Origin of the sequence: Microcystis sp. CS-574 (assembly GCF_028329095.1) — a bacterium.
Classification (GTDB): Bacteria; Cyanobacteriota; Cyanobacteriia; order Cyanobacteriales; family Microcystaceae; genus Microcystis; species Microcystis ichthyoblabe_A.
Genome location: NZ_JAQMSY010000090.1, coordinates 1 through 20,795 on the forward strand (window position 1 = coordinate 1; position 20,795 = coordinate 20,795).

General features: G+C 43.1%; 18 protein-coding genes and 2 pseudogenes. 11 read left to right on the top strand and 9 right to left on the bottom strand.

The window, feature by feature from the left end; translation table 11 throughout:
- Positions 1 to 148 precede the first annotated feature (148 nt).
- Positions 149 to 1,279: a glycosyltransferase family 4 protein gene (locus tag PN470_RS06755; protein ID WP_271935806.1), complete on the bottom strand. Its 1,131-nt coding sequence runs from the start codon at positions 1,277 to 1,279 to the stop codon at positions 149 to 151.
- A 419-nt stretch (positions 1,280 to 1,698) separates the two neighbouring features.
- On the opposite strand from PN470_RS06755, the gene PN470_RS06760 reads away from it, so the two are divergent.
- On the top strand, positions 1,699 to 2,637 hold the full coding sequence (locus PN470_RS06760) for a WD40 repeat domain-containing protein (protein ID WP_271935805.1): 939 nt from the start codon (positions 1,699 to 1,701) through the stop codon (positions 2,635 to 2,637).
- 45 nt (positions 2,638 to 2,682) lie between these two features.
- Here the strand turns inward: PN470_RS06760 and PN470_RS06765 are convergent, their stop codons facing one another.
- Positions 2,683 to 4,023, bottom strand: coding sequence for an AAA-like domain-containing protein (locus tag PN470_RS06765; RefSeq protein WP_271935804.1), 1,341 nt, complete (start codon positions 4,021 to 4,023; stop codon positions 2,683 to 2,685).
- Positions 4,024 to 5,062: 1,039 nt separating this feature from the next.
- Between PN470_RS06765 and PN470_RS06770 the strand changes: the two genes are divergently transcribed.
- Positions 5,063 to 5,920, top strand: a complete 858-nt coding sequence (locus tag PN470_RS06770) for an LPS biosynthesis glycosyltransferase (RefSeq protein ID WP_271935803.1) — start codon at positions 5,063 to 5,065, stop codon at positions 5,918 to 5,920.
- 33 nt (positions 5,921 to 5,953) lie between these two features.
- Here the strand turns inward: PN470_RS06770 and PN470_RS06775 are convergent, their stop codons facing one another.
- Complete coding sequence (locus tag PN470_RS06775; RefSeq protein ID WP_130756971.1) at positions 5,954 to 6,496, bottom strand: peroxiredoxin; 543 nt, start codon at positions 6,494 to 6,496, stop codon at positions 5,954 to 5,956.
- Positions 6,497 to 6,915: 419 nt separating this feature from the next.
- Here PN470_RS06775 and aroA point away from each other — a divergent pair, with 419 nt between their 5' ends.
- A complete protein-coding gene (gene aroA, locus PN470_RS06780) occupies positions 6,916 to 8,256 on the top strand; it encodes a 3-phosphoshikimate 1-carboxyvinyltransferase (RefSeq protein WP_103113043.1) in 1,341 nt (446 codons plus the stop codon).
- Positions 8,257 to 8,451: 195 nt separating this feature from the next.
- Positions 8,452 to 10,167 carry an ABC transporter ATP-binding protein gene (locus tag PN470_RS06785; RefSeq protein ID WP_271935802.1) on the top strand — a complete coding sequence of 572 codons (1,716 nt, stop codon included), beginning with the start codon at positions 8,452 to 8,454 and terminating at the stop codon, positions 10,165 to 10,167.
- An 8-nt stretch (positions 10,168 to 10,175) separates the two neighbouring features.
- Here the strand turns inward: PN470_RS06785 and purF are convergent, their stop codons facing one another.
- Together purF and purL are read right to left on the bottom strand one after the other, a co-directional pair.
- Positions 10,176 to 11,639 carry an amidophosphoribosyltransferase gene (gene purF / locus PN470_RS06790; protein ID WP_271935801.1) on the bottom strand — a complete coding sequence of 488 codons (1,464 nt, stop codon included), beginning with the start codon at positions 11,637 to 11,639 and terminating at the stop codon, positions 10,176 to 10,178.
- Between the two features lie 137 nt (positions 11,640 to 11,776).
- Positions 11,777 to 14,047, bottom strand: a complete 2,271-nt coding sequence (gene purL, locus PN470_RS06795) for a phosphoribosylformylglycinamidine synthase subunit PurL (protein WP_272104137.1) — start codon at positions 14,045 to 14,047, stop codon at positions 11,777 to 11,779.
- A 251-nt stretch (positions 14,048 to 14,298) separates the two neighbouring features.
- Here purL and PN470_RS06800 point away from each other — a divergent pair, with 251 nt between their 5' ends.
- Together PN470_RS06800 and PN470_RS06805 are read left to right on the top strand one after the other, a co-directional pair.
- Positions 14,299 to 14,790 (top strand): DUF29 domain-containing protein, encoded by a 492-nt coding sequence (locus PN470_RS06800; protein ID WP_002750720.1) that lies wholly within the window; start codon positions 14,299 to 14,301, stop codon positions 14,788 to 14,790.
- A gap of 17 nt (positions 14,791 to 14,807) precedes the next feature.
- Positions 14,808 to 14,897 (top strand): annotated as a pseudogene (locus tag PN470_RS06805) (type II toxin-antitoxin system HicB family antitoxin); the annotation flags it as partial.
- Positions 14,898 to 14,930: 33 nt separating this feature from the next.
- Here PN470_RS06805 and PN470_RS06810 read toward each other — a convergent pair.
- A pseudogene (locus PN470_RS06810) lies at positions 14,931 to 15,167 on the bottom strand (formylglycine-generating enzyme family protein); the annotation flags it as partial.
- Between the two features lie 30 nt (positions 15,168 to 15,197).
- On the opposite strand from PN470_RS06810, the gene PN470_RS06815 reads away from it, so the two are divergent.
- Complete coding sequence (locus PN470_RS06815; protein ID WP_103113048.1) at positions 15,198 to 16,589, top strand: MlaD family protein; 1,392 nt, start codon at positions 15,198 to 15,200, stop codon at positions 16,587 to 16,589.
- Positions 16,590 to 16,616: 27 nt separating this feature from the next.
- On the opposite strand, the gene PN470_RS06820 is transcribed toward PN470_RS06815, so the two are convergent.
- The 3 genes from PN470_RS06820 to PN470_RS06830 all read right to left on the bottom strand — a co-directional run bounded on the left by PN470_RS06820 (position 16,617) and on the right by PN470_RS06830 (position 18,057).
- Complete coding sequence (locus PN470_RS06820) at positions 16,617 to 16,976, bottom strand: DUF5615 family PIN-like protein (RefSeq protein ID WP_103113049.1); 360 nt, start codon at positions 16,974 to 16,976, stop codon at positions 16,617 to 16,619.
- Positions 16,973 to 17,305, bottom strand: coding sequence for a DUF433 domain-containing protein (locus PN470_RS06825; protein ID WP_002750711.1), 333 nt, complete (start codon positions 17,303 to 17,305; stop codon positions 16,973 to 16,975). Before PN470_RS06825 ends, PN470_RS06820 begins: the two co-directional genes overlap by 4 nt.
- A 146-nt stretch (positions 17,306 to 17,451) precedes the next feature.
- Positions 17,452 to 18,057 carry a choice-of-anchor C family PEP-CTERM protein gene (locus PN470_RS06830; protein ID WP_238142435.1) on the bottom strand — a complete coding sequence of 202 codons (606 nt, stop codon included), beginning with the start codon at positions 18,055 to 18,057 and terminating at the stop codon, positions 17,452 to 17,454.
- A gap of 371 nt (positions 18,058 to 18,428) precedes the next feature.
- Between PN470_RS06830 and PN470_RS06835 the strand changes: the two genes are divergently transcribed.
- Genes PN470_RS06835 through PN470_RS06850 form a run of 4 tightly spaced genes read left to right on the top strand, consistent with a single transcriptional unit; the run spans position 18,429 to position 20,779 of the window.
- Entirely contained in the window at positions 18,429 to 18,860 is a 432-nt protein-coding gene (locus PN470_RS06835) for a DUF29 family protein (RefSeq protein WP_103113052.1), read from the top strand.
- Between the two features lie 7 nt (positions 18,861 to 18,867).
- The gene (locus tag PN470_RS06840; RefSeq protein WP_103113053.1) at positions 18,868 to 19,110 is read left to right on the top strand and encodes a DUF5678 domain-containing protein; all 243 of its coding nucleotides are present in this window, start codon (positions 18,868 to 18,870) and stop codon (positions 19,108 to 19,110) included.
- A gap of 36 nt (positions 19,111 to 19,146) precedes the next feature.
- Entirely contained in the window at positions 19,147 to 20,160 is a 1,014-nt protein-coding gene (locus PN470_RS06845) for a WD40 repeat domain-containing protein (protein WP_271935799.1), read from the top strand.
- A 46-nt stretch (positions 20,161 to 20,206) separates the two neighbouring features.
- Entirely contained in the window at positions 20,207 to 20,779 is a 573-nt protein-coding gene (locus tag PN470_RS06850; RefSeq protein ID WP_271935798.1) for a Uma2 family endonuclease, read from the top strand.
- Positions 20,780 to 20,795 lie beyond the last annotated feature (16 nt).

Sequence of the window (20,795 nt, forward strand, 5' to 3'; positions counted from 1 at the left end):
GTGATCAGCACCCCCCTTATCAAGGGGGGATTAAGGGGTGATCAGCACCCCCCTTATCAAGGGGGGATTAAGGGGTGATCAGCACCCCCCTTATCAAGGGGGGATTAAGGGGGGATCCATCTTCAATTTAATTATAACTACTTACTTATTATAAAAGAGAAAGATAAGCTTTTATAGTAGCTTGTGCGGTTTTTTGCCAAGAGAATTTTGCCGCTTGTTTTTTTCCTTTAGTGATTAATTCTTGACGGAGAGAGGTATCACTAATAACTTGATAGATTGCTGCGGCAATTTCTAGGGGATTATCGGGATTAATTAATATTGCCGAGTCTCCGGTGACTTCGGGTAAGGATGCAGTATTAGCAGTTACCACGGGACAACCTAAAGTCATCGCTTCTAAAACTGGTAATCCAAAACCTTCATAAAAGGAAGGATAGATAAAAACATCAGCTTTTTGATAATAATCCGCAACTAAGTCATCAGCAAGATAATCAAGATGTTGAATACTATCTCGAAAGGGAGACTGAGATATTTTATCGAAAATTGGTTGATACTTCCATCCTTTTTTGCCAATCAGAATCAGATTATGGTCTAATTTATACCTGTCCTTAAGATAGTTAAAAGCATCGATAAGATTAATAATATTTTTTCGTGGTTCTAGGGTACTAACAAAGAGTAAATAGGGTTTAGTGATGGTTAGAGATGAGGGATAATTGGGGAGAGAAGAATAACGACTTGCGAGGGGAGTAACAAAAATTTTCTCTGGGTTCACATCTAAATATTCAATAATATCTCGTTTGGTACTTGCGGAGTTAGCAATAACTAAATCTGTCCATTGTAGAGATTGTTTAATCCGTTGGGTGTAGGTTTTGACAATCCCCGTGACAAACTCAGGATATTTAATAAAAGTAACATCATGAATAGTCATAACTTTGCGACTCTGACGACAAGGATACACCACATGATCCAATCCGTGGAGAATATCGGGAGAATCAAGAAAGTTTTCTAGATAGGGAATTAGAGGATTAGGAAATCTGGTTAAGATATTGCTAAGACTGACGGGAATTGGTAAACATTTAACCTCTGGATAGGATTGCAGTTTTTCGGGGATAGAAAGATTACCCCGCAGCCAGTTTTTTACCGATGGTTGAAAACAGAGGGACAGGGAAAAGTTTTCTTGGTTTTGTAATTTAGCTAATTCGGCAATCAGGTGATAAGCATATAATCCAATTCCACTAGGATTTTGTCTTATCGGTGTACCATCAACTAAAATTTTAAGCATTTGTGGTTAGATGAGATTGACGGGATAGATATTTTTAAAATTACAGATTCAATTGTCAATTTTGCTCGCTTAGGACAAGATTAAAATCGGCAATAAACTCCACCCTAATAGTTAATCTTACCCTATAGCGCCCCTAAATAGCAGCCTTTTTGGGCTAGGTTACGGTCAATACTTAATTTATCGGGCAATTTTTTCGATTATTGTCCCACCCTACGACTAGGATTGTCAACGGGTACTTATCAGCTATGACTCTCCTTGACTAAAAACACTGTAATTAGTTATAATCATGGAAGAATGGCTTCCTCGTACTTGTGGTGATCGGAGATTTCTCAAAAGTTATCTCAGGGATGAAGTAGTCCCCCAGAGAAAAACTAATATCTGGTAATGCCGAAAAATCTTGATTAACTAATGTTTTCACTATGTTTAATCGTTTAGTATCTTTTAAATCCCTAGAAGGCCATGAAGGTGAGGTTAAATGTCTAACTTTTTCCCAAGATGGTAAATTTTTAGCTAGTGGAGATAACGAGTTAACTGTTATTGTTTGGGATTGGCAAAAAAATCAAAAATTTAGTTTACAAGGACATGAAAAAGCTGGTTGGTGGGATAAGGGAGTTAACTCTGTTGCTTTTAGTCCCTGTCAAGGATTTTTGGTCAGTGGAGGAGATGATCAAACCCTAAGAATTTGGTCACTAGAAACTAAAAAATTAATCTCTACCTTAACAGGACACCAAGACAAAGTTACAGCAGTAGCTGTTCATCCCGATGGGGAAATTATTGCTAGTGGTAGTGAAGATAAAACGGTGAAAATATGGTCAGTAAAAACTGGAGAAATTCTAGCCACTTTACAAGGTCATAGCGATAAAGTCCTAACAGTTAAATTTAGTCAAAATGGTCAACTTTTAGCCAGTGGTGGCGGCGAAAATGACAAAACGGTAATTATTTGGAATCTGGGAGAAAAGAGCAGTATTACCTTAAAAGGTCATTCTGATTGGTTTGGAGGTATTTTATCGGTAGATTTCGGCAGTAATAACAAATTTTTAGCCAGTGGCAGCAAAGACAAAACTATTAAAATCTGGGATATTAAAAGAGGTACAGAGGTAAAAACTCTCAGCGAACATAGTGATCATATCAATTCAGTTAGTGTTAGTCCTAATAATCAACTATTAGCCAGTGGTGGTGATGATAAAAGCTTAAAATTATGGGATTTAAAAGCAGGAAAAGCGATTATTTCTATTCCCCATCCCCAGAAAATCTATTCCGTTTGTTTTAGTCCCGATGGTAATTATATCGCCACGGCCTGCCAAGATAAAATCGTGAGAGTTTATGGCACTTCCGAACTACAATCTTTAGCAAGTTGAGCAATCTTTGAGCGCACCGGATGCTTATCGGTGTCTAATTATCCACTAGAGATCGCTGCCGGTCTGTTCCTCTCGGAAGTAAAGCTGATATAATTGACAGCTAGGCTGGGCTAGATCGCCTTTTAACTGAATTAAACCCATACTTTCCAGTTTATAGGCAGTAATCGGTTCTAATCGCACTCCCTTATCGGAAGAATTAACCACTTCCCCCATCGCTGTCAATAATTCCGGCTGTTTTTGCAGATTATCCCAGTGATGACGCAGGTGTGCCGCGTAAATTCCCCCTTGGGTAGCAGCATTAGGGAGAATATTTTTCTCCCCGCGCACCTGCGCTTCCAGGGCCAAACGGCTAAGATAGGGATGACCAGCAACTAGAGCGATTAAATCCCCGATAAAACGCTGATTATCCTCATTTTTAGGCAATCCGTAGCTACTAGCCAAGTTTTCCAGTTGTTCGAGGCTAAAACCGGGTAATTTAATCGCGCGACCGACATTAAAGGGAGATTGATTAGCGTCCAATTGAATATAGATTTCCGTGGAATTAGCAATCGCTAACCGCAAATTCTGCCAGATTTCCAAATTATTAGCTTCTTCGTGCCAACAGCGCAAAAGCGGCAGAAAATCCCTAGCGATGTCGGGATACTCGAAAATTCTGTCTAAATTATCTAGGGCCAAAAAGAGCGGCCCGTTAATCTGTTCCAAAAGATAGGACTGAAAATAGGTTTGACAACTGATTAAACTGCCAAATAGTTCCTCATCCCAATATTCATCTAATTGAGGCTTTAAACCCAATTCTCGGCTAACATTGGCCGAAAACCAGCGACAAAATCGGTCTAAACTGGCAAACATCGCCTTTTCTGCCACTTGACAATTAATATAAACTGTGCTATGTCCCCAACTATCTGCCTGAGCGAGCAGGTGTTTAAGCAGAGAAGTTTTACCAGTCTTTTCAGGGGATTTAATGCGAATGAGTGACCCCGGACGATTAATTTCTTGATAACAGTCGCTTTCGACGGGAGGGCGGCTAATATAAGTATCTATAACTGATTTTTCTGCTAGTATCGGGACGGGTTGATTTCTCCATTCAGGATATTTGATATCTTTGAACCATTCTCGGAGGATTTGGAACTTACCCGGCCCTTTACTACCTAATTCGAGTTCGGGACAGCCATTATCTTTATCTGCCGAGAAATAGCTATATATTTTAGTCATTTGTTTTTTATAGGTTTCATGGCTGGCAGCCTCGGCCATTTCCCAAATTTCCTCATCCGGTTTGCGCCAATTTTCATAGGCAAAACGAACCAAAAAAATTTCCTTTAATTTGCCTTGAACACCGTATTCTCTAGCTATATGTTTGAGAAACTCGTCCCATCCCTGTGGTTTCATCCCGTTCTACTTTATTCTACTCAAATTCCCTTTTTTTCCATGTTAACCCCTTTTTCCCTCTTGGCAATGGGACTGACATCCGAGCGGGAAAACCCTATGGTAAAAATAGGTCAATTACCTGATGGTGTCTAAGGGAGTAAAACCATGAAAATCTCGTTAACCTTGTTTGTTGTGGCCTCCTTGCTGTTAGGTTCAATTCCTCACACTTTAGCGGTTAATAGTCAAGATAACCATTTTGACCCTTCCTCTTGGCCGCTAATTTTACAAAACCGTGACTGTAAGGGTGATAAGGACGATAATTGCAATTAGTCCTGATTATCTCGGTTAAGGTTGTTAGTCTATATCCCGCACCGATGAAAAAATCGTGGTCGGGATTTTTTTGATCTTAATCATCAAAATTAGGGTTAAACCAAGTAAATTAGAGGAAATTGTCAAAGATTGACTTTTATCTTGCTCTTAATAGCTAGGGATTGTCCAGATGTTAAAATTCGTCTAGGGGTGGCTTCTGAATGCCAACAGCCATTTTTATCAATATAGAAGGGCATAAGCGAATATTTGTGAATATTTTTGGTATAATCAAAAGCTTGCACAATTTATCGAGCCGAATTGATAGATAGCTACTGTTTTCTGGAACGACCGCTGAATAATAATCCTAACCCTTGTCTTGTGGAAGTTTTCACCTGGAGTTATCTAGAGACTAGATCAGCGGCTCTCTTGTTCTTTGTGTGATCATTTTAACTTACTATAGAAGCGATCAATCTTTGTGTCCTCCGTGCCTCTATGGTTCCTTCCACTCCCTCGCCAGCAGGACTGTATCTTAGAATACATTTTACCCACCAAACCCAAGAGATCCGATCAGCTTTCGACTATCATATATAGTTCAAAATGATGTAAACTTTGACTACAGCAACAGCTTGCTCAAAATAACCCCACTCTAGCTTTTTTAGGTAGTAGTAGTCCACCGACTTGACTAATTGACTTAAGGTGGGAATATTTCGGTTTACGCAGTATAAATAGAACAAATGTATTTAGTAAAGTGATGGTTACTGTAACCCAAGCAATATCCCAATCTAATTCGTTGATTGATTACGTTAAGCAAGTTTTTATCATCGCCTATAAAGAGCCAACAGAGGCACTAGAATCCTGCTTTCGGGAGGAGAGATTTAATTGCGAAGTTCTCAGACAAAAACACCTAGAAGAATATAAGGGTTATTCCAATAGCTACCTTTGTCTTCTTAATCATTGCCAAGCATGGCAACGTATTATTCAGGAAAATAAACCGACTTTAATTATCGAAGCTGATTTTGTTCCTGTGGTGGGCATCAGTCAACTTCCTTTACCATTTAATCCTAGGAAAAAAAATGTGGGTATTGCTTGGCTATATACCTGCGCTCCCCAATTTTATTATGTATCACCCGAAGGTTTTGCCACTGGATTTTCTGCCTCTACTGTTGCTTATATTGTTACCCCAGAAGCGGCAAAAGTTCTGATAACATTAGAAGGAAAAATTAGGCAAAATCCAGGACCGAAATCCTATTCTTCTTGGGATTCAACTATTGATGCTCTATTAAGAGAACAAAAACTTAAAAATTATCTGCCCTTTCGCTGTTACGGAGAACATGGTGGTTTGCCCAATCTGGAACATTACCGCAATAATTTAAGCAAAGCTCATAGAGCCGATGTTCTGTATGGTTCTTTAGCTTTTTTGCCAATTTATACCCAAGGAAAAAAGAGTCCTTGGCTGGCTTTTTGGTGGGAACGTTTACAAGCAAGAATTAAAGGCATTGGGAGATTACTTGCGGGTAAATATCTGCGTCTGGCTACACTTCACCGCAATAACTACTCTTTCCGTTTTCTCGGTTTCGCTATTTTTAGACATTTAACATGGCGCTTATGAAAAATTATGCCAAATCATTCCTGCTTGTCAAAATCAAGAAGTCGCCTGTAATTCCTCTAAACGTGCTAAAACTTCGGCACTGTGAATGGCAGGATTTACCCCTAAATAAATCTCTTTTAAAATCCCCTGCGGATCGATAAGATAGGTATGACGTAGGGAAACATAACCCATCCAAGAACCATAAGCTTTACTAACATCTCCGGTAGTATCTGCCAGCAAGGGAAATTTTAACCCCTCCGAGTCACAAAATTCCGCATGAGAATCGACATCATCGGCACTTACCCCTAAAACTTGCGTATTTTTAGCCATATATTTCGGCAAATCCTGCTGAAAACGCCGCGCTTCTAGGGTACAGCCGGGGGTAAAATCCTTGGGATAAAAATACAAAACTACCCACTTACCCCGATAATCCGATAGGGAAATATTCCCTTCTCCCGTGTTAGTCGGTAGGCTAAAATCGGGTGCCGGTTGATTTAAAGGGGGTTGGGGTCCACCTAAAGCGTTAGCATCGGGAATAAGGGCAAAAAATGCCAGAATTACTACGCTTAAAAAACTCAACAGTTGACGACGAGACATAATCAGTTATCAGTTATCAGTTATCAGTTATCAGTTATCAGTTAGCAGTTATCAGTTATCAGTTATCAGTTAGCTGATTAAGCTGTTCAGGATCGGGAATGTACCTCTTGTGAATCAGAAACGCTATAGATTGTATCAGACTTATCTGAAATGATCATAGCAGTCATTTTAGTAAAAAATCCTAGGGTTAGGGGAAAATCGGCGGCTCTCTTATTATTTGTGTGATAAGTTTAACCTAATACGGGAGCGATCGATCTCTGTGTCCTTTGTGTCTCTGTGGTTCGTTCCATTCACTTGTTCCTGTCACACCAGAACAATCAACTGTCACCCTAGCTTAATATTCTTTACATAACTTGACAAGGAAAGGGCGAGGTAAAGGGGGAAAATAGATCGAGCTTGTCTTCATCTGCCTAACGATCATGTCTATTGTCACCCTTAACCCCCTTCAATCCCATCAAGATTTAGTCATCGATCCAGCCAAAATCACGGGATTACGCGGAAAAATCACTATCCCTGGCGATAAATCCATATCCCATCGTTCCCTGATGTTAGGAGCGATCGCCGAAGGAGAAACCGTTATTCATGGGTTATTATTGGGCGAAGATCCCCGCAGTACCGCTAGTTGTTTTCGTGCCATGGGTGTGGAAATTTCCCAACTCAACAGCGAGAAAGTGATCGTCAAAGGTAGGGGTTTAGGCAATCTTGAGGAACCCTTAGAAATCCTTGACGCGGGCAATTCCGGCACGACGATCCGCTTGATGTTAGGATTATTGGCTGGTCATCAGGACCGTTTTTTTGTCGTTACCGGTGATGCTTCCCTGCGATCGCGTCCTATGTCCAGGGTGGTGAAACCCCTCAAAGAAATGGGGGCACAAATTTGGGGCAGAAAAGCTAATTCTTTGGCTCCTTTAGCCGTTTCTGGGGAATATCTGCAACCGATCCACTACTATTCTCCCGTTGCTTCTGCACAGGTGAAATCCTGTCTTCTCCTCGCTGGACTGTTAACGGAGGGGAAAACCACAATCACGGAACCCGCTTTATCTCGCGATCACAGTGAACGGATGCTGCGCGCTTTTGGGGCAAATATTGAGGTGGATGGGGAGACTAATAGCGTCACAGTGACGGGTTATCCCACTTTAACCGGACAAACGGTGATCGTACCGGGAGATATCAGTTCGGCAGCTTTTTGGTTGGTAGCGGGGGCAATAGTGCCTAATTCCGAGTTATTAATCGAAAATGTGGGAATAAACCCGACTAGAACCGGAGTTTTACAGGTTTTACAGGCAATGGGAGCAGATATCACCCTCGAAAATCAACGGGTGGTGACGGGGGAACCGGTGGCGGATCTGCGGGTGAAATCCAGTCAACTACAGGCAACCACGATCGCTGGTGAGATTATACCCCGTCTGATCGATGAAATTCCGATTTTGGCAGTAGCGGCGGTTTTTGCACAAGGAACGACAATTATCAAGGATGCCGAGGAATTACGGGTGAAGGAAAGCGATCGCCTGACGGTGATGGCCACCCAACTCGATCGCCTAGGGGCAAAAGTAAGGGAATTACCCGATGGTTTAGAGATTACCGGCGGTACAGGCCTATTCGGCACGGAAGTGGACAGTTTTACCGATCATCGCATTGCCATGAGTCTAGCGATCGCTGCCCTCAATTCCCGTCAACCCACCACTATCCATCGCGCTGAAGCGGCCGGCATTTCCTACCCCGATTTTTTTAGCACCTTACAGCAAATTTGTCAAGAGTAGAAATATTAAGTTTTTATGCGAACGGGCGAGGAGTAACTGGTAAAATTGCGGGATAAATCACAGAGTAGTAGGCCGCCTGTGTGATAATCAAGTTCATCGATCGAAATAGCGGAAAATAGAAGCGTCCCTCATTCAAATTTCCCTGAAAAATATCTCCCTATCTACTCCACTCCCGTCTTCTATTCCCCACCGATAATGGAAATCATCGCCCAATTAGAGAAAGTTTCCTATATTTATCCCGAATCCTCCAATCTAGTGCTTAAAAATATCTCTTTAGCAATTCATCGAGGCGAATTTTTAGGTATTATCGGGCCCACAGGTGCAGGAAAAACTACTCTCTGTTTAACTCTTAACGGTATTGTTCCCCAATTTTACGGAGGGCGTTTTTTTGGTTATGCAACAGTAGCCGGTTTAGATACTTTAACCCATCCCGTTAGCAGCTTGGCCCGCTATGTGGGGGCAGTATTTGAAGATCCCGAAACGCAACTTTTAGCCACTTCGATAGAAAATGAAATCGCTTTTACCTTAGAAAATTTACGGCTACCGCGAGAGGAAATTAAAGCGCGTATTCCCAAAGTTTTAGCGGCAGTCCGGTTAGAGGGAATGGAAAAAAAATCGCCGGGGGAACTATCAGGAGGACAAAAACAACGATTAGCGATCGCCGCTGCCCTTGCAGTTCAGCCCGCTTTGTTAATTCTCGATGAACCCACCTCCCAGCTGGATCCGGTAGGCTCCCAGGAAGTTTTCGCCACCATTAAGGAATTAAATCGCCATCTCGGTGTCACCATTGTGATGGTCTCCCACGCAGCCGAGGAAATGGCCGAATATGCCGATCGCCTGGTACTATTAAGGGAGGGTGCGATCGAAGCCATGGGAACCCCAGCAGAGATCTACTCCCAAGTACAACTTTTACAGGAAAATGCTCTGCGTCCCCCGCAAGTGGCCACTACTTTTGCTTTGATCGATCAAAAAATCGGGGCGATAAATTCTATTCCTGTCACCCTAGACCGCAGTTTTGCCCGTTTAAACGAGCTTAAATCCTTTTATCATCTTGTTACCCCAACCCCTCCCTTATCATCGGTTTCTGACCCCTTAAACCCCCTACTGAGGGTAAAAAATCTCTGCCATACCTACCCCGATGGTACTACCGCTTTGCGGGATGTGTCCCTCGATATTGCTGAAGGGGAATATCTGCTGATTATCGGTCAAAATGGCGCAGGAAAAAGCACTTTAGTCAAGCATTTTCTCAATCTTCTCTCGGCAACCACTGGTCAAGTTATGATTGACGGACGTTCGACCGGTAGCTTTTCTGTCAGTGATTTAGCTCGTTCGATCGGTTATGTAGCCCAAAATCCCGATAATCAGATTTTTAACACCACTGTCGAGAAAGAAGTATCATTTGCCCTGACTAATCTCGGTTATCCTCCAGAAATCGTCACCCAACGCACGGAAGCAAGTCTAGAAGCCATGGGATTGCTAGAATATCGCTCCTATCATCCTCTCTCCTTACCAAAAGGCGATCGAGCGCGGGTAGTGATTGCGGCAATTTTAGCCATGGAACCGCGTATAGTGGTCTTTGATGAACCCACCACCGGCCAAGATTACCAAGGGGCTAAGGCAATTTTAGAGGTGAGTCGTCAATTACACCAGATGGGCAAAACGGTGATTGTGATCACCCATCACCTCTATTTAATGCCAGAATACGCCGAAAGAGTAATTATTATGGGTCAAGGAACTATCCTTTTAGATGCCCCAATCCGGCAAGCTTATCATCAAACCGATCTCTTAGCCAAAACCTATCTAACTCCACCCCAAGCAGTTTTATTAGCACAAAAATTAGGACAACTTTCTGGTTATCCTAATTCTCTTTTAACTCCCCAGGAAATTGCCGATTGTTTTCAGAGGATTTAGCCGTGAGGCTATTTAACTGTTTCTAAGATCAACTTCGATCGCTTAACATTATCAGGTACAGGAATCGGATAATCGCCATTAAAACAAGCAGTACAGAAGGTTTTCGGATCTTCCTTCGTTGCTGTTAACATCCCATCGTGACTGAGATAAGCTAAACTATCCACCCCGATTTGTGCCTGAATTTGGGCCACCGATTTAGTTGCCGCAATTAACTGCTCTTGATTGTCCGTATCAATGCCATAAAAACAGGGATGAGTCACCGGAGGTGAAGATATTCTCATGTGAACTTCTCTTGCTCCGGCATCGCGTAAAGCTTTAACTAATTTCCGGCTAGTGGTTCCCCGCACGATCGAATCATCAACAATAATAACTCTTTTTCCCTGTAAAACATCCTTTAAAGGATTTAATTTCATCTTAATCCCCGACTCTCTCATGTGTTGGGTTGGTTGAATAAAAGTCCGTCCCACATAACGATTTTTAATCAATCCTTCCGCGTAGGGAATATCAGAAATGCGCGAAAATCCGATCGCAGCCGGAATACCCGAATCGGGAACTCCCATCACCATATCTGCTTCTACCGGCGACTCTTTGGCTAATTGTTCCCCCAAACGTACCCGATAAGTATATAAAGATTCCTCGTGAACAATGCTATCGGGACGAGCAAAATAAATCATCTCGAAAACGCATAATTTTTTCTCCGGTTTCATGGCCCAATCCACCGAAGATAAGCCATCTTCACTAATCCAAACTAATTCCCCCGGCTGCACATCCCGCAGATAATCGGCCCCAATAATATCTAATCCGCAGGTTTCCGAAGCTAAAACATAACGGGGGGGATTGCCTTCTTCTTGCAAAACCCCAATTACTAAGGGTCTGACACCATTGGGATCCCGCGCCCCGATAATTCCCGTCGGTGTGCCGATAACAAGGCTGTAAGCCCCGCTACAATAACTAAAGGCATCGATCGCCGCTTGTATCCAATCCTTGCCACTATCCACTTCCTGGCCGATAGCGACGGCGATCATTTCCGAGTCGGTGGTGCTGCCGAAATCACAACCGCGCTTTTCTAATACATTTCTTAACTCAAAAGTATTGACTAAATTGCCATTATGTGCTAAGGAAAGTTTACCCAAACGGCTTTCGATCACGGCAGGTTGGGCATTGGCCCGACGGCTAGAACCGGTGGTAGAGTAACGAGTATGACCAACGGCGTGAGTACCCGGCAAGGTTTTAAGGACAGTTTCGTTAAAAACTTGGGAAACTAAGCCCATTTCCTTGTAACAATGCACCGTTTTCCCGTCGTAGGTGGCAATACCTGCCGATTCCTGTCCTCGGTGTTGCAGGGCATAGAGTCCGAAATAGGTCAGTTTTGCTACTTCTTCCTCGGGGGCATAGAGTCCAAAAACTCCACAGGCTTCTTCAGGCTTATCGACACTGGCAAAAGATAAAGATGAGTCGGGATGGCTAGACATGGGAGGGTTGGGGCTGCAGAATACTTTGGTAACAAAATCTTAACCGATCTTAATCTTCTTTTAACGATTTATTTATCAGCTATCAGCCTTTATTTACCGATATAATCGGCCATCTTATCTAGCTGACGGCCTCAAGATTACAGCCTTCTTTCGATCGCTTTTGACCAAACTTGCTGTATAGTTTCTAGACTAACATTGATCGCCGGTTGTTTATTCTGGTCAAGAATTAAAAGAATATCGCTTTTTTCGCTAACTTTGCCGGTTATTTGCCAATAGTCTCCCAATTGTGTCTTTAGATATTCTTCCCAATCTTGCTGATTTTCGGGGGAAACGGAGACGATAATGCAACTAGCTAATTCCCCGAATAATACCGCATCAAAACGGCCCTGATGCTGCCAAGAAAGGTCAATTTCCGCCCCTAACTGCCCACTAATACAGCATTCTGCCAGAGCAGTGGCTAAACCTCCCTCGGCGCAATCGTGGGCAGATTTCACCCAACCGGCGCGAATTCCCCAACGACAGGCCGCTTGTACCTTTCTTTCTAACTCAAAATCAATTACCGGCGGTTTTCCCGTCACCAAACCGTGAATAACGGCTAAATATTCGGAAGCGCCGATAGTTGGCAAGGAGAAACCCAAAAGATAGATTAAATCCCCCGCTTTTTGCCAACCTTGCCCGCAAATTTGCCCGATATCCGGCACTAATCCCACCATACCAATCACGGGAGTCGGATAAATAGACTGGGGGCTGCCAGCTGCGTCAACGGTTTCGTTGTACAAAGAGACATTACCCCCAGTCACCGGTGTATTCATTTCCCGACAAGCTTCGGCAATACCCTGACAAGCAGTGGCTAATTGCCAATAACCGATTGAATTCTCTGGACTTCCGAAATTGAGATTATCCGTGACAGCAATGGGGTCGGCACCAACACAACTAAGGTTTCTGGCCGCTTCCGCCACGGCCAACTTAGCTCCGTTATAGGGATCAAGATAAACGTATCGCGGATTACAATCTGTAGTCGCCGCTACACCTCGCCGAGAATTTCCGGGATTAGCACCCAGAGGACGCACGCGAATCACGGCCGCATCGGCTCCCCCGGGGAGAATAACGGTGTTATTCTGGACTTGATGATCATATTGACGATAAACCCAGCGTTTTGAGGCAATCGAGGGACTATCGAGCAGTTTTAATAAAATCTCGTTATAGGATTCGGGAATAGGAATAGTAACATCTTCCCATAATTGAGCTTTTTGGGCGTATTCTGGCGGTTCTGTTAGTAATTCCTGATGATAAATCGGAGTATTATCCGCTAGGGCCGTGGCAGGAATTTCGGCGGCAATTTCCCCTTTAAATAATATACGGACGATCGGTTCTGCAATTACCTGGCCAGCGACCACAGCCTGAAGTCCCCAACGATGGAAAATCTCGATTAATTCGCCTTCTCGTCCCGATGCTGCCACAAATAACATTCTTTCTTGGGATTCCGATAGCAGATATTCGTAGGGGACCATCCCAGTTTCCCGGACGGGGATTTTATCGAGGTCTAATTCAATTCCCACCCCTCCCTTGGCCGCCATCTCGGAGGTAGAACAGGTGATCCCGGCTGCCCCCATATCCTGGGCTGCCACCACCGCACCGGTCTTAAATGCCTCTAAACAAGCTTCTATCAGGGATTTTTCCAGAAAAGGGTCGCCCACTTGCACCGCGGGCCGGTCATCCATAGATTTATCGGTTAATTCGGCGCTGGCAAAACTCGCCCCTCCCATACCGTCGCGGCCGGTGGTAGAACCAACGTATAAAACTGGGTTTCCCAGACCTTTTGCCCCGGATTTAACGATTTCCTCGGTTTCCATTAGCCCTAAAGCCATGGCATTAACGAGGGGATTGCCATTGTAGGCATTATCAAAGTATATCTCACCGCCCACCGTGGGAACGCCGACACTATTGCCATAATGACTTATTCCTTCCACAACTCCGGCAAAAATGCGACGATTGCGGGCATCTTGCAAGTTACCAAAACGGAGGGAGTTGAGGATAGCAATAGGACGGGCCCCCATGGTAAAAATATCCCGCAGGATGCCTCCGACTCCGGTAGCGGCACCTTGGAACGGTTCCACCGCAGAAGGATGATTATGGGACTCGATTTTAAAGGCTAATCGCAATCCATCGCCTAAATCCACTACTCCGGCATTTTCCCCCGGTCCGACGAGAATTTTTTCGCCGGTGGTGGGGAATTGTTTGAGCAGCGGCCGGGAGTTTTTATAACAGCAGTGTTCCGACCACATCACGCCAAACATTCCTAATTCGGCTTTGTTGGGGTGTCTTCCCAGTCTTTTGACTATTTCTTCGTATTCTTCGGGTTTGATGCCTTCTGAGGCAATTTCTGCGGCAGTGAAGGGGGTAGTCATGGGAAAATGCGATCGAGGGACAAGATTTATTGTATAACGTCTGATGAGATCGAGTTATACTGCTTAGTGAAAGACAAAAAAGTTAAAAAGGTTTGCGCTAGTAAAGTTAAGCTAAAGACATAGTTTTAAGTAGTCATGCAAAATAAATTTCCTAGTGAAGACAGGCAAGAGGCAATAGGCAAGAGGCAAAAGCTTTATCGAAATGTGTAATTAATTTTGCTTAGGTACTTATGATCAGTGGGAACGAAACTATGGCAGTAGAAACAGCTTTATCAATGAAAGCCTTATACGATCAGGATTTTGTTCTCTGGGCTTCAAAAACCGCCGAACTTTTAAAGCTAAAAAAGTTTGATGAGGTGGACTGGGAAAATCTGATCGAGGAAGTGGAGTGCATGGGGAAAAGTGACAGACGGGCTGTAGAGAGTTTATTAACCCAGCTTATCGAACACCTGTTTAAGTTAGCTTATCACAGATCGGAACGGGAGCGAGAACGCAACGTCTGTCACTGGGTAGGAGAAATCGCCAGTTTCCGAACTCAACTAGGAGAGTGGCTAGAAACCACTACTCTCAGTAACCATGCGCGGGATTATTTTCAAAAAGCCTACTCGAATGCTCGAAAAACCCTAATACAAGCGAAAACCGTCACTGGCGATGCGATTCCTGTCGAGCCTCCTTTCTCCCTCGAACAGGTATTAGATGGGGAGTGGTTCCCGATTGATATCGATCATTACTTCGACGTATAAGAACAAAAAAGTTAAAGATGAATATTAAAGTTATTGTTTGGCAAGAGGATGATTTATGGTGTGCCACCGTTCCAGCTTTCCCCAGTTGTCATACTTGTGGAAAAAGTATATAAGAAAATCTATCCAACTGCTAAACTAGAGGCATCTTTTTCGCTGACACTGCGGGAAAGTTCCCCGTCAATGGTCACTACGCGATCGATCAAGCCTTGAAACTGTCCAATAATTGGTTTTAGGTATTGTTCTAGATTAATGGCTACTTTGGCCATTTTGATCGCTTCTTGTTCCAGATTATCTAACTCCAGCTGCAGCTGATACACTTGTTTATAACCGTTCAACTCACCGATCATTTTCGAGAAAACCTGTTTTTGTGTATCCTGATACTGTGTAGAGATGAGGAGTAATTATTTATGGAAGCTGGCGGTTCACAACGAGGGATTTCCCCAACTCTGCGGCAAAGTGGTATCGGTTTAATGTTACTGGCATCGGGGGGAATATTAATCTGGTTTGTCGCTTGGTTAAGTAATTTTAGCTTCGGGGGACGCAGTTATCGAGCCAGCTTCCTTTTTCCTAATGTGGGTGGCATGATGGTGGGAACCCGCGTCGGTTATCGGGGAGTGAGAATCGGGCAAGTGACGGCAATTACCCCAGAACCGGAGGGAGTCGCCGTAGAAGTGGAGATTTCGCCAGCAGATCGCCTAATTCCCAGTAATTCCCTCATCGAAGCCATTCAATCCGGTTTAGTCGGTGAAACCACGATCGATATTACTCCCCTGCAAGCTTTACCCGTCGGTGGTGTCAAAGAACCCCCTTTGAGTCCTAACTGCAATGGGGAAGTGATTATCTGTAACGGTTCCCGTTTACAAGGGCAATCGGCGCTCAATGTCAATACCTTGATCAGATCTTTACTGAGAATTTCTAATCTAGTTAGCGATCCCGATATGGTGGCCGGATTTCGTTCCTTTACCCAACGCGCTGCCAATGCCTTGGGGGGACTCGATCGCTTTAGTGGTGAGGCAACCACCGCTTTAAGCGAGGTACGTCGCAGCGGTACTCTAGGTAAACTTAATTCGGGTATGAGATCCCTAGAATCTTTACCGCAAGTATCCGGTTCCCTCGATCGCCTTTCTAGTGATCTTTCCGGTGTCGGGGGATTGAGTCAGGAAGCGACTACTTTACTGAGAAGTTTACAGGGAAGTGGCGGCCTGAGAAATTTAGACGCTACCCTAGTAGAGGCCCGAAAAACGCTGCTTTTGGTGGGAGAAACTACCGAAGAACTGCGGGTTTTTTTGGCAGCTAATCAAAATCGTTTAATTGCCACTCTCGATAGTATCAAAACTACCAGCGATCGCCTACAAACTACTCTCGCTGCTTTGGATCCGATTCTGACACAAGTGCAGAAAAGCCAAATTATCGACAATTTAAACACTATTTCGGCAAATGCTGTTAAATTAAGCGAAAATTTGGGTAACTTTACTGCTTATCTCTCCGATCCTGCCACTGTTGTCACACTACAGCAACTCCTCGACTCCTCTCGTGCCGCTTTTGCCAATCTTCAGAAAATCACCTCGGATGTGGATGAAATTACTGGTAATCCGCAACTGCGACAGGAAATTATCCGCTTAATTCAGGGTTTAAGTCGTTTGGTTTCTTCTAGCGAACAACTACAGCAGGAATTCGCCCAAGGTCAAGCAATGACAAGAATGGCCGCCCAAATTGCGACAATAGCCCCAAATCCCGCCGCTAATACCCCAGAAAAAGACCCTAAGAAACCCAGAAAAAGCCCCGAAATAAATGATTAAATGTGTTTGAAAAATCACCTTAGTTCCTCATAAAGGAATCCAATCTAAGCGATCAATCCATTCTTCAGCTTCTGTTAATTCCCAGATTAAAATCATTGATTCAGCCCATTGACTAATTGTACCGCTAGGGCGTAACCAAATAATTCCCCAAGTGTGACCTCCCGTGTTCCAATGATCTTTTAAATGATTGGGTATGGTACTTCTATTGTCAGTGATTAACAGTCTCTGGGATAATTCTAAATATTGCAATAAATTAGGATCAAGTGTCCCTAAAAGAGGTGCATCCGCATCACCAACTCGCAAAATATCTATAGTAGAATTGATACGTTGAACCGCTATTTTTAGCTTAGGAGATAAATTTTCATCCAGCAAAAACCGAATTTTCATGCTTTTTGTAAATACTCCTGCTCCTTTTTAATTTTTGCTTTTCTTAAACGATCAATTAAAGGAGATGATGTTTCTAGCCACTGTTGATAATGTTGTTCCCGTTGTCTTTCTAGCTTGACAAGATAGAGATCGATTTGTGCTTGATTGTGATAATAATAGGTCAAAGTGGCATAAATTTTTTCTAAATTTAGAGTTGGTAATTCTTGGAGAATTTCTTGAGGACTATAACCTTGTCGATAGTATTTCAGTACGTCCTCAATGCCAATACGATGTCCTTTTAATTGAATATTATCTACTGCTACAAATTCAAAATAATCTTCTAACTGCATAGGTTGTTACCTCCTAAAACATCAATACTATCCTAGCATATTATTAAAAATGTGCCGCAAAATTCAAATTATTCACTGATTTTAAGCCTATCTGAATATTCAATTTAACCCACCTAGTTTAGATGGGTTAAAAAGATAAAAAGAGATTAAGATTGACGTTTTAAAGCAGAACCAATTCCTAATACTCCTAAACTCAATAATCCTAGCACTGATGAAGGTTCGGGAATAGAAGGAGGGGAAAGAGCTATCACTGAGACATTATCCAACGCAGGACCAGCAAAGCTATTAGTTAAACTGATAAACTCAAGGGTAGTGGTTGTACTGTTAGCAGTAAAATCCCAAGATTTTGATAGCCATCCCATATTTGAATTGCTTTTTCCTGTTGTATCAAAAGAAAAATCAGCAGAACTTCCTCCCGCACTCACTCTCATGTCTTTAATAGTAGGACTTGTGAAGGTATTACCCGCCAGATCAAAAGTCACCCGATAAGTCTTACCGACAGTTGTGTTAAAGGTTTGCTGAATTCCACCAGCATTCTCTCCAGATAAGTCCAGACTTCTAGAACCATTAGAAGCTTGCCATAATGTACCTATGTAATCGATTGATCCTTGGCTAACCGTCCATCCTGTAATTGCTGTGGAACCAGCACCAAGTCCTATAAAAGAAGCACCAGGGTTGACGGTAGCCGTCTCAAAACTGCCATTTTGAATCAGATTTGCTGCTTGTACAGGGGTGACTATCAAAGCACTCACCGCCAAGACAGAGGAAGCAATTGAGAGTTTTAATAAGCTATGCTTACCCCCCCCCGAAAATCGATTAGTTTTGCTAATGTTTGAGTCATGACTAAAAACTCTACTTTTACAAGAACGGCTTCATCATAGCAGAGAAAAGCTTATAAAATAAATGAAAAAATGATTAACTTTTTGGCTCTTCTCGACTTTGTGTGACAATTTTTGCTTATATAGTAGCGATCGATCTTTGTGTCCTTTGTGTCTCTGTGGTTCGTTCCACTCACTCGCCCGCAAGAATGTATCTTAGAATACATTTTACCCAATAAACCTGGGATATCCGAGAGACTTGTGGCCAGATATAATTAAGGGGTATTTGGGGAAGAAATTGGATTATGGAAGAACTTTTAGAATTAAAAGCTTTGCTCTTAAAAGGTGATATTAAAGGTTCACTGGCGATTGTAGAAGAACTTGAAGATATGAGCAAAAATGGGATTATTAGCACCATTCGTAGTTATGCTGTTATCTTATTACTGCATTTGATTAAACAACAGGCAGAAAACCGAACCACTCGTTCTTGGGATGTCTCCATTCGCAATAGTGTTAGAGAAATTCAACGCCAAAATAAACGCCGAAAAGCGGCAGGATATTATTTAAGTGATGAAGAATTAACAGACACTTTAAACGATGCTTATCTTAATGCTTTGGATGCCGCTTCTTTAGAAGTCGAAGCAGCTTGTTATCAATCGGAGCAAATAGAAGCTTTAATTGACAAAAATAAACTGATTAGTGCTGCTTTTCTTCTCATAAAAACCGTCTCTCCTTAGAAAGATTATGACAGACTCAATCTCTCAAGAACAAGCCCAAGAAATGTTACGTTGGTTAAACAAAAATCGTGACACCGTGATTGATTTTTATATAAATCAATACATTGCCTATAATGAAAAAGGGGTCATTGCTCACGGTGAAAATTTACAGAATGTTCTGGAAGAAGCTAACACAACCAATCAAGAATTTGTCATTTATCTTGTTCCTCGTTGTCGTTATTCTATTCAAATTCTACCCGTTCAAGTTTAAAGTAGTTTAAGATGATTTTGACAACGGCAAAATTCTATGAAAATAACCCTTTATCAACCGACATTATCTTTATCATTGCTACTGTTGCTATCTGGTGGTTGTGCAGTCAATCAGGAAAAAGGCAAAATCATCACTCCGCAAGCACCTCCCCTAGCAGAAATGGTTCCTTGGCAGACCGTCGAACGGGTTACTATTTTAAAAGCCGATCAGGATCCCATCTATGCTTTGGCTATTAGTCCCGATAACTCCAGGCTGCTGAGTGGTAGTTTTGACGGCACGGTTAGGGAATGGGACCTAAAAACCCAAAAACCTCTCAGGACTTGGCAACTAGGAGATACTGTTAACGCTATCCAATTTAGTCCCGATGGTAAGACTTTCGTAACTGCCGATGCGGGGGGAAAAGTGCAACGCTGGAATACGCGCACGGGAAAATTAGAAATGACCTATCCCGGCCATGCTTTTCTCGTTACCGATGCCGCTATTTCTCCCGATGGCAAAATTTTGGCCACGGGTAGCTGGGATCGTACAGTTAAACTCTGGGATTTTCAGACGGGTACACTGTTAAAAACCCTGCGCGGCCATAATCATCCGATTCAGTCGATCGCATTTAGTCCCGATGGTAAAGGAATTGTGAGCGCCGATTACGATGGTTTCGTTAAACTGTGGAAAGTGAGTACCGGTCGCTTTATTCGTGCCTATGCGGGTAATTTATTCCCCGTTTATCGGGTGCTTTTTTCCAAGGATGGTAATACCGCTGGTACTGCTAGTCAAGACGGTTCGATCCGCGGTTGGCAAGTGAAAAGCGGCATCGGCACCACTACTATTCTCGCCCATAACGACGCTGTTACTGATATGGCCCTGCTCGATGGGGGCAAAGTTTTGGCCAGCACCTCCGGGGATGGAACCGTCAAATTTTGGGATGTTAATACCCGTCGGCACTTGAATACTCTCAAGGGAAACGTCATCTTAAGAATGGTTGCCAGTCAAGATGGTCGTTGGTTAGTCACTGGAGATCGAGACGGTGCGATCGCACTGTGGCGGGGAATCTAATTGACTATAATTAAGACTAGAGTGTTTTCTAGGGTGAAATATAGCTATGGCAGCAGTGATTTTAAACTTAGATACAGTCAATCTCAGCGATGAGCAGTTTTACCGTCTCTGTCAAGTTAACCCAGATTGGCAATTGGAAAGAAACGTTCAAGGAGAATTAATTGTGATGCCACCTGTTGGGGGAATTAGCGGCAACCGAGAGGCCGATTTTATCATTGACTTAGGTATCTGGAATCGTCAAAACCGATTGGGTAAAGTCTTTAGTTCGGCGACGATTTTTCGTTTGCCGAAAGGCGGAGATCGCGCTCCCGATGCCGCTTGGGTGAGTTTAACTCGTTGGCAAGCTCTGATTCGAGAAGAACAGGAGAAATTTCCGCCTATTTGTCCAGATTTCGTCATTGAACTGCGCTCCCGTAGCGATTCCCTCCCGGAAATTCAAGCTAAAATGCGGGAATATCTTCACAGTGGTTTGCGATTAGGTTGGCTAGTTAATCCTCAACAACAACAGGTGGAAATTTATCGTCCTCAGCAACCCGTAGAAATTATGGAACTACCCGCTAATTTCAGCGGAGAGGATGTCTTACCAGGCTTTAGTCTATTTATCTCTATTTTTGAGTAAAATATAGTCAAGACTG